Below are 13,658 nucleotides of genomic sequence, written 5' to 3'. Positions count from 1 at the left end.
CCAGGCAAGCTCGCTCCCGCTTGGCGGGAAGGCGCGAAGCGTCAAGGGTGCACCCATGACTTTTGTCTTTCCCATCCGCGTCTACTGGGAAGACACCGATGCCGGCGGCATCGTGTTCTATGCCAACTACCTGAAGTTCATGGAGCGCGCGCGCACCGAATGGCTTCGTTCGCTGGGCGTCGCCCAGGGCCGGCTGCGCGAGGAAAGTGGCGGCATCTTCGTGGTCAGCGAGACGCAGCTCAAGTACCATCGCCCGGCGCGGCTCGACGACGAACTGCTGGTTACAGCCGATCTGCGGGAGATCGGCTCCGCGTCGCTGATAATCGGTCAACGCGTGCTATCAAAATCAGAGCAAGGCCGTGCCGAGGGCGTTTCGCCCGAGCCCTTGCTGCTGTGCGAGGGCACGATCCGGATCGGCTGGGTCGATGCCGTCACGCTCCGACCTTCGCGTATGCCGCGGCAAGTTTCGGGAACCCTCGAGCGCTATGCGGGCTCCATGTCTCAACCTCATCAGCCATGAATCAAGAACTGTCGATCCTCAATCTCCTGGTCCATGCCAGTCTTCCGGTGCAGTTTGTGGTGGCGCTGCTGCTCATCGTGTCGGTTGCCAGCTGGGCTGCCATCTTCCGCAAGTTCTTCTCGCTCAAGCGCACGCGCGCGCTCAACGACGACTTCGAGCGCGAGTTCTGGTCCGGCACCAGCCTGAACGAACTCTTCGCGTCCGCCGCGCAGAACGCCAAGTTCGCCGGCCCGATGGAGCGCATCTTCGCTTCCGGCATGCGCGAATACCAGAAGCTGCGCGAACGCCACGTCAGCGATGCCGGCACCCTGCTCGACGGCGCGCGCCGCGCGATGCGGGCGAGCTTCCAGCGCGAACTCGACGCGATCGAGCAGAACCTCTCCTTCCTGGCCACCGTCGGCTCGGTCTCGCCCTATGTCGGCCTGTTCGGCACCGTGTGGGGGATCATGCATGCCTTCACCGGCCTGGCGGCGCTCGCGCAGGTCACGCTCTCGACCGTGGCGCCCGGCATCGCCGAGGCCCTGGTCGCCACCGCCATCGGCCTGTTCGCAGCCATTCCGGCCGTGGTGGCCTACAACCGCTTCGCACGCGAGATCGACAAGATCGCGATCGCGCTCGAGACCTTCATCGAAGAGTTCTCGAACATCCTGCAGCGCAACCTGACGGCGCACGTCAACCCGGCCTCGGTCACGCCGGCCACCGGGCGCTGAGGCGGAGTACCGCACCATGCCCGCCATGTCCTCCCGCGGCCGAGGCCGCCGCACGATCAACGAGATCAACATGGTCCCGTTCATCGACGTGATGCTGGTGCTCTTGATCATTTTCATGGTCACGGCGCCGCTGATCACGCCGAGCGTGATCAACCTGCCGAGCGTCGACCGCGCCAACAAGCAGCCCGACAAGCCGATCGAGATCGTCATCAAGAGCGACGACGAAGTGCAGATCAAGAAGGATCCGTCGATGGGCAGCGGCGGCATTTCCATTCCGATGACGCAGATCGGCTCGGCCGCCAAGACCGCGCAGGGCGGCGACGACCAGCGCCCGGTGATCATCAGTGCCGACAAGTCCGTCAAGTACGAAACCGTGGTCAAGGCGATGAACCAGCTCAAGCGCAGCGGCGTCGACCGCGTCGGGCTGTCGGTCACGACCACCGGCGCCAGGTAAGGCATGTCGCTCGCCGCCGACCGCCCCGAGTTCGCACCGCCGCCGCAGCGCGGCACGCCGCGCGCCGTGGTGCTTGCGCTGATCGCGCACGCGCTGCTGATCGCGGCGCTGACCTGGGGCGTGAACTGGAAGCGCGAAGCGGAGGACGAGGCGGTCGAGGCCGAGCTGTGGTCTTCGACCGTGCAGCAGGCCGCGCCACGGCTGTCGGCGCCGCCGACGCCCGTGCCGCCTGCGCCGGCCCCGAGGCCCGCGCCACCGCCGCCTCCGCCACCTCCCCCACCACCGCAGGCCGTGAAGCCGCCCGAGCCCACGCCCGCGCCGCGCGCGCCCGACATCGCCCTCGAGCGCGAGAAGAAGCAAAAGGAACAGAAAGAGCAGAAGGAGCGCGAGCTCGAGCAGCAGGCGCAACAGCAGAAGAAGCTCGACGCCGCCAAGAAGGCCGCGCAGGACAAGAAGGACGCCGAAGCCAGGCAGCGCGCCGAGGACGAGGCCGAGCGCAAGAAGGAAGAGCAGCAGAAGCAGGCCGAGCTGAAGAAGCAGCAGGACGCCGCGGCCAAGCAGGCCGAAGCGGCGAAGAAGAAAGAGGCCGACGCCAAGCAGGCGGCACAGCTGGCGGCGGACCGCGCAGCCACGCTCAAGCGCATGCAGGGCCTCGCGGGCGCAAGCGGCGACGACAACTCGAAGGGAACGGCGCTGAAGTCCTCGGGCCCGTCGGGCAGCTACGGCGGCCGGGTCGCGGCGGCCGTGCGGCCCAACGTGGTGTTCCCCGATGCCGATCTGGTGAGCGGCAATCCGGGCGCGGAGTTCGATGTGCGTCTGGCGCCCGATGGCACCATCGTCGGCACGCCCACGCTGACCAAGTCCAGTGGCCTGCCCGCCTGGGACGAAGCCGCGCTGCGTGCCCTGGAGAAGACGGAGAAGCTGCCGCGCGACATCGACGGCACCGTGCCGCCACGGCTGATCGTCACGCTGAAGCCCAAGCGCTGAAGCAGCGCTTCAGCCGCTATTCGTAGACCACCGCCGCACGCCCCGCATCGGCCTGCGCCATCCAGCTCGCCAGCGCCGCATCGGTCGGAAAGAACTTCGCGCGTTCGCCCAGCTGCAGTTCGACCTGCGCGCCGCCGCGCGCCATCGACAGCCGCACGCCGAGCCCTTGCAGCAGCTCGCCATGCTCGCTCTGTTCGGTGCGCGGCGGAAACTCCTTCACCAGCCGCGCGATGTCCGGCGCCTTGCCGTTGACCGCCACGCGCAGGAACTTGCCGAAGCGGCAGCGCGCCGTCGCCAGGTCCCACACCTGCTGAACCTGGAAGCGCGCCTCGAAGCCGCCGCGGCCAGGCTGCAGCCGGCCGCTCACGATCACCAGTTCGTCGTCCTTCAGCACGTTGCGGTTGGCGTTGAAGAGCGCCTCGTCGGCCGTCGCATCGATCGCGCCCGACTTGTCGTCGAGCTTGAAGATCGCGAGCCGGCCGCGCTGGCCGTTGATGACGCGGAAGTCGCTCACGATGCCCGCGATGACCTGCTGCTCGCGGCTGTCCATGAGCTCGTCGATCTCGCGCTTGCAGAAGCGCCGCACCTCGTGCGCGACCTCATCGAACAGGTGCCCCGACAGGTAGAAGCCGATCGCCGTCTTCTCGTAGGTCAGGCGTTCCTTCACGCCCCAGGGCGTGGCATCGATCAGGTCGGGCTCGGCCGTCGCGCTGCCGTGCTCGCTGTCGCCGAAGATGTCGACCTGTGCCGCATTGGCTTCGGTCGCGCTGGCGAACTCGAAGGCGCGGTCGAGCGAGGCGACCAGCGCGGCGCGGTTCTGCTGCAGCGAATCGAAGGCGCCGGCCTTGATCAGCGCCTCGACCGTGCGCTTGTTGATGCGCTGGCGGTCCACGCGCACGCAGAAATCGAACAGGCTCTGGAACGGACCACCCTCTTCCCGCGCCTTGACGATCGCCTCGACCGCGAGCTGGCCCGTGCCCTTGACCGCGCCGAGGCCGTAGCGGATCACCTTGTCGGTGACCGGCTCGAAGCGATGGTGGCCGCGATTGACATCCGGCGGCTCGAAGGTCATGCCGAAATTCTTCTGCGCGTCCTCGAACAACACCTTCAGCTTGTCGGTGTCGTCCATTTCCACCGTCATGTTGGCGCAGTAGAACTCGGCCGTGTAGTGGACCTTGAGCCAGCCCGTGTGATAGGCCAGGAGCGAATAAGCGGCCGCGTGCGACTTGTTGAAGCCGTAGCCCGCGAACTTCTCCATCAGGTCGAAGATCTCGTCGGCCTTGGGCTGGTCGATGTGGTTCTTGGCCGCACCGGCGCGGAAGATCTCGCGGTGCTCGGCCATCTCCTCGGCCTTCTTCTTGCCCATCGCGCGGCGCAGCAGGTCGGCGCCGCCGAGCGAGTAGCCGCCCAGGATCTGCGCCGTCTGCATCACCTGTTCCTGGTAGACCATGATGCCGTAGGTTTCCGACAGCATCTCCTCCACCAGCGGATGCGGATACTCGACCGGCTCGCGCCCGTGCTTGCGCGCGACGAAGCTCGGGATCAGGTCCATCGGACCCGGGCGGTACAGCGCGTTGAGCGCGATCAGGTCTTCCAGCCGCGTCGGCCGCGCATCCTTGAGCATGCCCTGCATGCCGCGCGATTCGAACTGGAACACCGCCTCGGTCTTGCCTTCGGCAAACAGCTTGTAGGTGGGCGAATCGTCGAGCCGGATGTTCTCGTAGGCGAAGTTCTCCTGGCCCTTGTGGCGCGCGACGATGAAGTCCTTCGCGATCTCGAGGATGGTCAGCGTCGCCAGGCCCAGAAAGTCGAACTTGACGAGCCCGACCGCCTCGACATCGTCCTTGTCGTACTGGCTCACGGCCGAGTCGCTGCCGGGCTGCTGGTAGAGCGGACAGAAGTCGGTGAGCTTGCCCGGCGCGATCAGCACGCCGCCCGCATGCATGCCGATGTTGCGCGTCATGCCTTCGAGCTTCTGCGCCAGCTCGACCAGCATGCGCACTTCCTCTTCCTTCTCGATGCGGGCCGCGAGTTGCGGCTCCATCTCGATCGCGTAATTGTTCTTGTCGCCTTCGGGCTTGGGCGACGGCGGATACTGGATCGTGACCGGCTGGCCGGGCTTGTTCGGAATGAGCTTGCTGATGCCGTCGCAGAACATGTAGCTCATGTCGAGCACGCGGCCGACGTCGCGGATCGCGGCGCGCGCGGCCATGGTGCCGAAGGTCGCGATCTGGCTCACGGCGTCGCGGCCGTACTTGTCCTTGACGTAGTCGATCACGCGGTCGCGGTTGCCCTGGCAGAAGTCGATGTCGAAGTCGGGCATCGAGACGCGCTCGGGATTCAGGAAGCGTTCGAACAGCAGCTTGTATTCGAGCGGATCGAGATCGGTGATCTTGAGCGCATAGGCCACCAGCGAGCCCGCACCCGAGCCGCGGCCCGGGCCGACCGGGCAGCGGTTCTTCTTGGCCCAGTTGATGAAGTCGCCGACGATCAGGAAGTAGCCCGGGAAGCCCATCTTGAGGATGGTGTTGATCTCGAACTCGAGCCGTTCGACGTAGCGAGGCCGCTCGGCATCGCGCTTGGCGGCATCGGGATAGAGATGCGCGAGCCGCTCTTCCAGCCCCTCGAACGAAGCGACGCGGAAATAGGCCTCGATCGGCATGCCGTCGGGCGTCGGGAAGTTCGGCAGCTGCGGCTTGCCGAGCGTCAGCGTGAGGTTGCAGCGGCGCGCGATCTCGACCGTGTTGGCGAGCGCACTCGGCACGTCGGCGAAGAGCTGCGTCATCTCGGCCGACGACTTGAAGTACTGCTCGCGCGTGAACTTGCGCACGCGGCGCGGGTTGCCGAGGATCTCGCCTTCGGAGATGCAGACGCGCGCCTCGTGCGCCTCGTAGTCCTCGGCGGTGGCGAACTGCACCGGGTGCGTGGCGACCACCGGCAGCCCGAGCCGCGCGGCCAGTTGCACGGCCGCGAGCACGTGCGGCTCGTCCTCGGGTCGGCCGGCGCGCTGCAACTCGATGTAGAAGCGATGCGGGAACAGGCCCGCGAGCTGCAGCGCGATCTCCGCCGCGCGTTCGGCCTGGCCTTGCAGCAGTGCCGCGCCCAGCGGTCCGGCCTGCGCGCCCGACAGGGCGATCAGCCCCCCCTGCAGTTCTTCGAGCCAGGCCAGCTTGACCACCGCCTGGGCCTGGCCCCGGCCGACGTTCTGGGTCCAGGCGCGTGCGAGCAGTTCCGACAGATGCAGATAGCCTTCGGTGTTCTGCACCAGCAGCACGATGCGCGTCAACGACGCGATGTCGCTGCCCAGCCCTTCGAGGAAGACCTCGACACCCAGCACGGGCTTGACGCCCTTGCCGCGCGCCTCCTTGTAGAACTTGACCGCGCCGAAGAGGTTGTTGAGGTCGGTGATGGCCAGTGCAGGCTGGCCGTCGGCCGCGGCGGCCTTGACGACTTCGTCGATGCGGTTGGTGCCGTCGACGACGGAGAACTCGGTGTGCAGGCGCAGGTGAACGAACATGGGTCCATTGTAGAAAGCGCCACCCCACGATGTGATGTGGCCATCCCTACAATCGCGCCCCGTGCAAGAGATTTTGAATATCGCCGCCTACAAGTTCGTGCCGATCGACGACGGCGCGGCAGTGCGCGAGACGCTGCGCGCAAGCACCCATGCACTCGGCCTCAAGGGCACCGTGCTGCTCGCGCCCGAGGGCATCAACCTGTTCGTGGCCGGCGCGGCCGATGCCGTGGACGCATTTCTCGATGGCCTGCGCGCCGACGCGCGCTTCGCCGACCTGGAGGCCAAGCGGAGCTGGTCCGAAGCCCAGCCCTTCCGCCGCATGCTGGTCAAGCTGAAACGCGAGATCATCCGCATGGACCATCCCGCGATCCAGCCCGCGGCCGGCCGCGCGCCCGGCATCGATGCGCCGACGCTCAAGCGCTGGCTCGACCAGGGCCATGACGATGCCGGCAAGCCGATCGCGCTGCTCGACACGCGCAACGCCTTCGAGGTCGACCACGGCAGCTTCGACGGCGCCATCGACTGGCGCATCGGCAAGTTCACCGAGTTTCCCAAGGCGCTGCGCGCGCATCGCGAGGCGCTCGCGGGCAAGACGGTGGTGAGCTTCTGCACCGGCGGCATCCGCTGCGAGAAGGCCGCCATCCTGATGCGCGAAGAAGGCGTGGCGGACGTGCTGCAGCTCGAAGGCGGCATCCTCAAGTACTTCGAGCAGGTCGGCGGCGCGCACTACCACGGCGAGTGCTTCGTCTTCGATGGCCGCGAGACGCTGGCGCCCGATCTGAGCGCGCGATCGAAGCATGCGAGCGCCCGCGCGTCCGAGGATCCGGACCTCGCGCGCAAGCGCTGAGAAGAAGGCCGCGCCTCAGACCGGCGTGCTTTTCGTATCGGGCTCTTGCACGCCGAACGGATGGCCGGGCAGCGGAATGAATTCGGTCTCGCCGGGCACTTGCCCCATGCGCTGCGCGGCCCAGTCGGCGCCGGCCTCGAGGATGCGTTCGCGCCGGCTCGAAACGAAATTCCAGGTGATGTAGCGCGGCCCGTCGAGCGGTTCACCGCCGATCACCACGACGCGAACGGCGGCCTGCGCGCTCAGCACCCCGCCCTCGCCTTCGGGCAGCATCGCCATGGTGTGCTGGGCCACTGGCGCCCCGTCCAGCGACACGTCGCCGTCGACGGCATAGATGGCCAGCTCCTTCGCCAGCGCCGGCAGCTCGAAGCGCACGCCGGCCGGCAGCGCGAGGTCGAGGTAGACCGTGTGCGACAGGGTCGCCACCGGCGAGCGCGCACCGAAGGCCTCGCCGACCAGCACGCGCACGGCGACGCCCTGCACGTCGAGCGCGGGGATGTCGGTCGCCGCCGTGTGCGAGAAGGCCGGCTCGTCCTCTTCGTGCGCCAGCGGCAGCGCGGCCCAGAGCTGCAGGCCGTGGTTCACGTAGCTTGCATCACGCAACCGCTCGGGCTTGCGCTCCGAATGCACGATGCCGCGGCCCGCGGTCATCCAGTTGATCGCACCGGGCAGGACCTCCTGCACCGAGCCCAGGCTGTCGCGATGCTTCATCGCACCCTCGAACAGGTAGGTCACGGTGGCGAGGCCGATGTGCGGATGCGGCCGCACATCGTGCTGCATGCCCGGCCGCTCGCTGGCCGGTCCGAAATGGTCGAAGAATACGAAAGGGCCAACCGAGCGTCGCTGCGCCGACGGCAGCAGACGCCGGACCTTGAAGCCCCCGCCGAGGTCCTTGTCATGGGGTTGCAGCAGCAGGGGTCCGGTCGTCATATCGTCTCTCCATGGTCGGCGTTGGACGAGTCATTTGACCAGTTCGGCCACCCGTTTGCCAAATGCGCGTGCGGTTTCCAGATCGCCGCGCGACATCTCGGCCGGACTCGCATCGGAAGGCGAGGTGGTCAGCAGGCCGCCATAGCCGCCGACGTAGTTGATCGCGTCGCGCGTTGCCGCCTTGTCGTTGCTCGGCAGGATGCCGAGCCCGGCCCACAGGCCGCCGTGCTGCATGGCCAGGTGCCAGAGGTAGGTCACGGTCGCGACCTTGTCGCCGTTCATGGTGGCGCTGTTGGTGAAGCCGGCGAACAGCTTGTTGCGCCAGCCCTGCGTGTACCAGACCTTGGACGAGGCGTCCGCGAACTTCTTGAACTGCCAGCTCACGCCGCCCATGTAGGTGGGCGAGCCCATGATGATCGCGTCGGCCGCGGCCAGGAGGTCCCAGCCTTCGGCCGGCAGGTTGCCGTCGGCATCGATCGCGAGCAGTTGCGCCTCGGCGCCCTCGGCCACGGCCTGCGCCACGCGCTGGGTGTGGCCGTAGCCGGAATGAAAGACAACGACGATGTCGCTCATGCGGTGCTGCCTGCGCTCAGCGCTTGTCGATGCCGAAGCGGCCGGCGCCCAGCACGGAGAAGGCCAGCAGACCGCCGGCGATCGCCATGTTCTTGTCGAAGTTGAGCTTCATCATCGCGTACTTCGCTTCCGGCATGGCCCAGAAATTGTGGAAGAACAGCGCAGTGGCCAGCACGAACAGCGCCATGACGAAGGCCGTCCAGCGCGTCTTGTAGCCCAGCAGCAAGGCGATGCCGAAGCCGAGTTCGACAATGATCGCGATCACGGCACCGAGTTGCGGCAGCGGCAGGCCCACCGACGCGATGTAGCCGACCGTGCCGGCAAAGCCCAGCAGCTTGCTGATGCCGGCCGGGATGAACAGGTAGGCGATCAGGATGCGGCCGATCAATGCCAGCGTGTCCTGCGGCGACGTGGCCGTCGCGGGGGCAGCATAGTTCGATGCGGTGGTGGTTGCCATGAGAAATAACTCCTGAGTTGATGAGAGAGAGGAAGGAAAGAAAAAATGCGGCCTCAGGCCGCGAGGTCGAACACCAGCACTTCGGCGTCCTTGCCGCCGCCGAGCGTGAGTTGCGATTCGCCTTCGAGCATCGCGGCATCGCCGCCGCCGAGCTTCTGGCCATTGACTTCGAGCTCGCCGCGCACCAGGTGCACGTAGCTCTTGCGCTTCGGATCGAGCGCCAGTTGCGCCTTCTCGTCGCCGTCGAGCAGGCCCGCGTACAGGTGCGCATCGGCGTGCAACAGCACCGAGCCGTCGGCGCCGTCGGGCGAGGCGACCAGCCGCAGCCGGCCGCGCTTCTCGGCCTCGGCGAAGTTCTTCTGCTCGTAGCCCGGCGCGATGCCGCGCACGTTCGGCTCGATCCAGATCTGCAGGAAGTGCGTGGTCTGGTCGGCCTTGTGGTTGAACTCGCTGTGCATCACGCCGCGGCCCGCGCTCATGCGCTGCACGTCGCCCGGCGGGATCGATTCGACATTGCCCATGCTGTCCTTGTGCGCGAGTTCGCCCGAGAGCACGTAGCTGATGATCTCCATATCCTTGTGGCCATGGGTGCCGAAGCCGGCACCGGCGGCCACGCGGTCTTCGTTGATCACGCGCAGGTTGCCGAAACCCATGTGCGCGGGATCGTAGTAGCCGGCAAAGGAAAAGCTGTGGAAGGAGCGCAGCCAGCCGTGATCGGCATAACCGCGTTCCTGGGATTTACGGACTTGCAACATCGTCTTTCTCCTGCCCTCTTCGTCGAAGGCTTTCGAATGCCGCGCCCTGTGCGCAGCGGATGTCTGTGACTTTAGGGTGCGTACCGGTGCGAAGAAGCCTTCACTTTTGATGGCATCATGCAAATCTTTTGAACGATAGGCTCCCATGCCCACCGCCCGCGACGTCCTGACGCCCGACGCCTTGTCGATGCTGCAGACCGTGGCCAGCACCGGCAGCTTCGCCGCCGCCGCCCGTGCGCTCGATCTCGTGCCCAGCGCGCTGAGCTACCGCGTGCGGCAGATCGAGGATGCGCTCGACGTGCTGCTGTTCGACCGCAGCGCGCGCCAGGCGCGCGTGACCGAGGCGGGCCAGGAATTGCTGCGCGAAGCCGCGCGCCTGCTGGGCGAGATCGATGCCGTGGCCAACCGTGTCAAGCGCATCGCGACGGGCTGGGAATCGATGCTCACCATCGCGGTCGACAGCGTGATCGCGCGCGATCCGCTGCTCGACCTGGCCACCGCGTTCTATGCGCTCGAGCCGCCGACGCGGCTCAAGCTGCGCGACGAGACGCTGCTCGGCACCATCGAGGCGCTGACCACCGGCGAGGCCGATCTCGCGGTGGGCGCGGTGCTCGATGCGGCCAGCCTGGCGTTCACCGCGACCGGCATCCGCAGCCGGCCGATCGGCGAGCTGGCCTTCGTCTATGCCGTGGCGCCGCACCATCCGCTCGCCCGGCTCGATGCGCCGCTCAGCGACGCCGTGCTGCGCCAGCACCGCGCCGTCGCCGCGGCGGACTCCTCACGCTCGGGGCCGAGCATGACGGTCAATCTCGTCGGCGGCCAGGACGTGCTCACGGTGCCGACCATGCAGGCCAAGCTCGCGGCCCAGCTGCATGGCCTCGGCGGCGGCTTCCTGCCCGAGCCGATGGCGCGGCCCTACATCGAGGCCGGCCATCTGGTCGAATGCCTGACCGAGCGCAAGGCGCCGATCGCCACCATGCATTGCGCCTGGCGCGCCCGCACCGCCGGCAAGCCGGGCCGCGCACTGCAATGGTGGCTCGCCCAGTTCGAGCACGAGGGCACGCGCCGCGCGCTGCTCGAACGCCATCGCGGCCGATGACCCATGCAACGGGGTTAGAGTCGCCTGAACCGCCCTACCGATACATCGACATACAGAGACCACCATGACCACTCGCCCCGCTGCCGATCGCCACCGATCCACTTCATCGCGCCACTACGCCGTCGTCGGCGCCGGCATCGCGGGCGTGGCGTGCGCACGCACGCTGGTGCAGGCGGGCCATCGGGTCACCGCGTTCGAGCGCGAGGCCACGGCCGGCGGCCGGATGGCGAGCGAATCCACGGCCTTCGGCAAGTTCGACAGCGGCGCGCAGTACTTCACCGTGCGCGATCCGCGCTTCGCCCGCGCGCTCGAACTCGCGCCGCAGCTGTGCAAGCCCTGGAGCGCGAACCTGGTGCGCGTGCTCGACCCGCACGGCCGCGTGGCCGAGGCGGCACTGCCTGCGCTCGAGCCCCATTGGGTCGCGCAGCCGGGGATGGACGCCCTGGTCGCCGCATGGGCCGCGCCGCTGGGCGACAGCCTCGTGACGGACACGCGCGTCACTCACATCGAGGCCGACACGCTCGATGCGCGGCGCTGGCAGCTGCGCACCTCGGGTGCCGGCGATTCGCAGCATGTGTACTCCGGTTTCGACGCCGTGCTGCTGGCCGTGCCGCCGGGCCGCACGCGGGCCTTGCTCGGCGACGGCAAGCTGTCGGCCGCGCTCAGCGAGAAGATCGAAGCCGTGCGCATCGCGCCCTGCTGGACGCTGATGATCGCCTTCCCCCAGGCCAACCAGCCGACGCTGTCGCATCTGGGCCCGCAATGGAATGCGGCCCGCAGCACGCACCATCGGGTCGCGTGGCTGGCCCGCGAATCCTCCAAGCCCGGCCGCGACCGCATCGAGCGCTGGACCCTGCAGGCCAGCGCGGCATGGTCGCAGGAGCATCTGCGCGACGACGCGGCGCGTGTCGCCGCCAAGCTGCTGCGCGCCTTCGCCGAGATCACCGGCATCCGCGCCGAACCTTCTCACGTGCAGGCGCGCTGCTGGCCCGAGGCCCAGACCCAGGTGCCGGTCGGCACGCCGCACCTGTGGGATGCGAAGCGCCGCCTCGGCGTGGCCGGCGACTGGTGCATCGGGCATCGCGTGGAGGATGCGTTCCTCTCGGGCCTCACGCTGGCGCTCGAGGTGGCCTGAACCTCGCGAGGCGATGATCCGGACCGGCCGCTTCGCGCCCTCTCCGACAGGCCCGCTGCATGCCGGTTCGATGGTCGCGGCGCTGGCCAGCTGGCTCGACGTTCGGGCCCGCGGTCCGCGGGCGCGCTGGCTGGTGCGCATCGAGGACGCCGACACCGAACGCTGCCTGCCCGGCATGGGGGAAGCGATCCTCGCCCAGCTGGCCGCCTGCGCCATGCTGCCGGACGCGCCGCCGGTCTGGCAGACACAGCGCATCGGCCTTTACGTCAAGGCCCTGGAACGGCTCGCGGCCGCGCAGCTCGCCTATCCCTGCGGCTGTTCGCGCAAGGACATCGACGAAGCCCTGGTGCGCCAGGGCATGGCGCACCGCCGGCATGGCGAGCGCGTCTATCCCGGCACCTGCCGCGATGGCCTGCACGGCAAGCCGGCGCGGGCCTGGCGCTTCGCGGCCACGAAGTTCCAGGCGACGCAGCCGTCCGGTGCACTGCGCTGGCGCGACCGCCGCCTCGGCGATCAGCAACAGGACGTGGCGCACGAGGTCGGCGATTTCGTGCTGCGGCGCGCCGACGGACCGTGGGCCTATCAGTTGGCCGTCGTGGTCGACGATGCCGACCAGGGCGTGACCGACATCGTGCGCGGCGCCGACCTGGCCGACAACACCGCGCGCCAGATCCTGCTTCAGCGCGCGCTCGGCCTGCCGACGCCGAGCTACCTGCATGCGCCGCTCGTGCTCGGGGCCGACGGCGACAAGCTGTCCAAGCAGAACGGCGCATCGCCGGTGGATACCGCTTCGCCGGGCGCGGCGCTGGCTGCGCTCGATGCGGCGGCGCGGGTGCTCGGACTCGGTCCCACGGCCGCTTCATCGCCGGCCGACGCGCTCGCCGGCTGGGTGCCCGAATGGTGCACTCTCTACAATCCGCGGCCGTGATCATCCCCCCCGCCAACGACCTCCCCCGCGATCCGCCCGCCGATGCCGCCGGCGACGAGACGCACCCGCTGCACCGCCGCCTGAAGAGCTTCGTCAAGCGCGGCGGCCGCACCACCGACGGCCAGGCGCGTGCCTACGACGAATTCGGGCCACGCTTCCTCTTGCCCTATCAACCTGCGCCGCTCGATATCGATGCCGCCTTCGGCCGTCGGGCGTCGACCGTGCTGGAGATCGGCTTCGGCATGGGCGAGGCCACGGCGCACATCGCGGCCCTGATGCCGGAGAGGAATTTTCTGTGCTGCGAGGTGCACGAGCCCGGCGTCGGCGCGCTGCTCAAGCGCATCGGCGAGCAGCAGCTGCAGAACATCCGCATCTGCGCCCACGATGCGGTCGACGTGATCGACCACATGCTGATGCCCGGCACGCTGGCCGGCATCCACGTGTTCTTCCCGGACCCGTGGCACAAGAAACGGCACAACAAGCGCCGGCTGATCCAGCCGCCCTTCGTTCGCAAGCTGGCCGAGCGGCTCGCGCCGGGCGGCTACCTGCACTGCGCGACCGACTGGCAGCCCTATGCCGAGCAGATGCTCGAAGTGCTCTCGCAGGAAACGCTGCTGCGCAACACGGCCGCCGAAGGCTTCGCGCCGAAGCCCGCCTACCGGCCGCTGACCAAGTTCGAGAATCGCGGCCTCAAGCTGGGCCACGGCGTGTGGGACGTGGTGTTCGAGCGCCTCTGACCGGCGCGC

14 protein-coding genes are annotated in these 13,658 nt (G+C 68.3%); 9 read left to right on the top strand and 5 right to left on the bottom strand.

Annotated features, from left to right (window positions below):
* Positions 1-55: 55 nt before the first annotated feature.
* Genes WDLP6_RS11240 through tolA form a run of 4 tightly spaced genes read left to right on the top strand, consistent with a single transcriptional unit; the run spans position 56 to position 2,671 of the window.
* Complete coding sequence (locus WDLP6_RS11240) at positions 56-520, top strand: YbgC/FadM family acyl-CoA thioesterase (protein WP_162592406.1); 465 nt, start codon at positions 56-58, stop codon at positions 518-520.
* Entirely contained in the window at positions 517-1,230 is a 714-nt protein-coding gene (gene tolQ / locus WDLP6_RS11235; protein ID WP_162567148.1) for a protein TolQ, read from the top strand. Before WDLP6_RS11240 ends, tolQ begins: the two co-directional genes overlap by 4 nt.
* 16 nt (positions 1,231-1,246) lie before the next feature.
* On the top strand, positions 1,247-1,684 hold the full coding sequence (locus WDLP6_RS11230) for an ExbD/TolR family protein (RefSeq protein ID WP_162592405.1): 438 nt from the start codon (positions 1,247-1,249) through the stop codon (positions 1,682-1,684).
* A gap of 3 nt (positions 1,685-1,687) precedes the next feature.
* On the top strand, positions 1,688-2,671 hold the full coding sequence (tolA, locus tag WDLP6_RS11225) for a cell envelope integrity protein TolA (RefSeq protein WP_162592404.1): 984 nt from the start codon (positions 1,688-1,690) through the stop codon (positions 2,669-2,671).
* Positions 2,672-2,687: 16 nt separating this feature from the next.
* On the opposite strand, the gene dnaE is transcribed toward tolA, so the two are convergent.
* A complete protein-coding gene (gene dnaE, locus WDLP6_RS11220) occupies positions 2,688-6,188 on the bottom strand; it encodes a DNA polymerase III subunit alpha (protein ID WP_162592403.1) in 3,501 nt (1,166 codons plus the stop codon).
* Positions 6,189-6,249: 61 nt separating this feature from the next.
* On the opposite strand from dnaE, the gene WDLP6_RS11215 reads away from it, so the two are divergent.
* A complete protein-coding gene (locus WDLP6_RS11215) occupies positions 6,250-7,035 on the top strand; it encodes a sulfurtransferase (protein WP_162567144.1) in 786 nt (261 codons plus the stop codon).
* Positions 7,036-7,050: 15 nt separating this feature from the next.
* On the opposite strand, the gene WDLP6_RS11210 is transcribed toward WDLP6_RS11215, so the two are convergent.
* From WDLP6_RS11210 to WDLP6_RS11195, 4 genes are read right to left on the bottom strand one after another with little or no spacing between them, the layout of a single operon-like run.
* The gene (locus WDLP6_RS11210) at positions 7,051-7,965 is read right to left on the bottom strand and encodes a pirin family protein (RefSeq protein WP_162592402.1); all 915 of its coding nucleotides are present in this window, start codon (positions 7,963-7,965) and stop codon (positions 7,051-7,053) included.
* A 30-nt stretch (positions 7,966-7,995) separates the two neighbouring features.
* Complete coding sequence (locus WDLP6_RS11205; RefSeq protein ID WP_162592401.1) at positions 7,996-8,538, bottom strand: flavodoxin family protein; 543 nt, start codon at positions 8,536-8,538, stop codon at positions 7,996-7,998.
* A gap of 16 nt (positions 8,539-8,554) precedes the next feature.
* Positions 8,555-8,995, bottom strand: a complete 441-nt coding sequence (locus WDLP6_RS11200) for a DoxX family protein (protein WP_162592400.1) — start codon at positions 8,993-8,995, stop codon at positions 8,555-8,557.
* A 53-nt stretch (positions 8,996-9,048) separates the two neighbouring features.
* Positions 9,049-9,750, bottom strand: coding sequence for a pirin family protein (locus tag WDLP6_RS11195; protein WP_162592399.1), 702 nt, complete (start codon positions 9,748-9,750; stop codon positions 9,049-9,051).
* Positions 9,751-9,895: 145 nt separating this feature from the next.
* On the opposite strand from WDLP6_RS11195, the gene WDLP6_RS11190 reads away from it, so the two are divergent.
* From WDLP6_RS11190 to trmB, 4 genes are all read left to right on the top strand, one after another.
* A complete protein-coding gene (locus WDLP6_RS11190; RefSeq protein ID WP_162592398.1) occupies positions 9,896-10,849 on the top strand; it encodes a LysR family transcriptional regulator in 954 nt (317 codons plus the stop codon).
* 64 nt (positions 10,850-10,913) lie between these two features.
* Positions 10,914-11,984, top strand: a complete 1,071-nt coding sequence (locus tag WDLP6_RS11185) for an NAD(P)/FAD-dependent oxidoreductase (protein WP_162592397.1) — start codon at positions 10,914-10,916, stop codon at positions 11,982-11,984.
* 13 nt (positions 11,985-11,997) lie between these two features.
* Positions 11,998-12,912 carry a tRNA glutamyl-Q(34) synthetase GluQRS gene (gene gluQRS / locus WDLP6_RS11180; protein ID WP_162592396.1) on the top strand — a complete coding sequence of 305 codons (915 nt, stop codon included), beginning with the start codon at positions 11,998-12,000 and terminating at the stop codon, positions 12,910-12,912.
* Positions 12,882-13,649 (top strand): tRNA (guanosine(46)-N7)-methyltransferase TrmB, encoded by a 768-nt coding sequence (trmB, locus tag WDLP6_RS11175; protein WP_162592395.1) that lies wholly within the window; start codon positions 12,882-12,884, stop codon positions 13,647-13,649. The genes gluQRS and trmB overlap by 31 nt, the downstream gene beginning before the upstream one ends.
* Positions 13,650-13,658 lie beyond the last annotated feature (9 nt).

It is taken from the genome of Variovorax sp. PBL-E5 (assembly GCF_901827185.1).
In the GTDB taxonomy this organism is placed as follows: Bacteria; Pseudomonadota; Gammaproteobacteria; order Burkholderiales; family Burkholderiaceae_C; genus Variovorax.
The sequence above is the reverse complement of the archived record's forward strand: the minus strand, read 5'-3'. Positions and strand labels throughout refer to the sequence as shown.

Excerpts from the sequence above, each read along its gene's own strand:
- WDLP6_RS11240 (WP_162592406.1), top strand. The coding sequence starts at position 56 with ATGACTTTTGTCTTTCCCATCCGCGTCTACTGGGAAGACACCGATGCC.
- tolQ (WP_162567148.1), top strand. The coding sequence starts at position 517 with ATGAATCAAGAACTGTCGATCCTCAATCTCCTGGTCCATGCCAGTCTT.
- WDLP6_RS11230 (WP_162592405.1), top strand. The coding sequence starts at position 1,247 with ATGCCCGCCATGTCCTCCCGCGGCCGAGGCCGCCGCACGATCAACGAG.
- tolA (WP_162592404.1), top strand. The coding sequence starts at position 1,688 with ATGTCGCTCGCCGCCGACCGCCCCGAGTTCGCACCGCCGCCGCAGCGC.
- dnaE (WP_162592403.1), bottom strand. The coding sequence starts at position 6,188 with ATGTTCGTTCACCTGCGCCTGCACACCGAGTTCTCCGTCGTCGACGGC.
- WDLP6_RS11210 (WP_162592402.1), bottom strand. The coding sequence starts at position 7,965 with ATGACGACCGGACCCCTGCTGCTGCAACCCCATGACAAGGACCTCGGC.
- WDLP6_RS11205 (WP_162592401.1), bottom strand. The coding sequence starts at position 8,538 with ATGAGCGACATCGTCGTTGTCTTTCATTCCGGCTACGGCCACACCCAG.
- WDLP6_RS11200 (WP_162592400.1), bottom strand. The coding sequence starts at position 8,995 with ATGGCAACCACCACCGCATCGAACTATGCTGCCCCCGCGACGGCCACG.
- WDLP6_RS11195 (WP_162592399.1), bottom strand. The coding sequence starts at position 9,750 with ATGTTGCAAGTCCGTAAATCCCAGGAACGCGGTTATGCCGATCACGGC.
- WDLP6_RS11190 (WP_162592398.1), top strand. The coding sequence starts at position 9,896 with ATGCCCACCGCCCGCGACGTCCTGACGCCCGACGCCTTGTCGATGCTG.
- WDLP6_RS11185 (WP_162592397.1), top strand. The coding sequence starts at position 10,914 with ATGACCACTCGCCCCGCTGCCGATCGCCACCGATCCACTTCATCGCGC.
- gluQRS (WP_162592396.1), top strand. The coding sequence starts at position 11,998 with ATGATCCGGACCGGCCGCTTCGCGCCCTCTCCGACAGGCCCGCTGCAT.
- trmB (WP_162592395.1), top strand. The coding sequence starts at position 12,882 with ATGGTGCACTCTCTACAATCCGCGGCCGTGATCATCCCCCCCGCCAAC.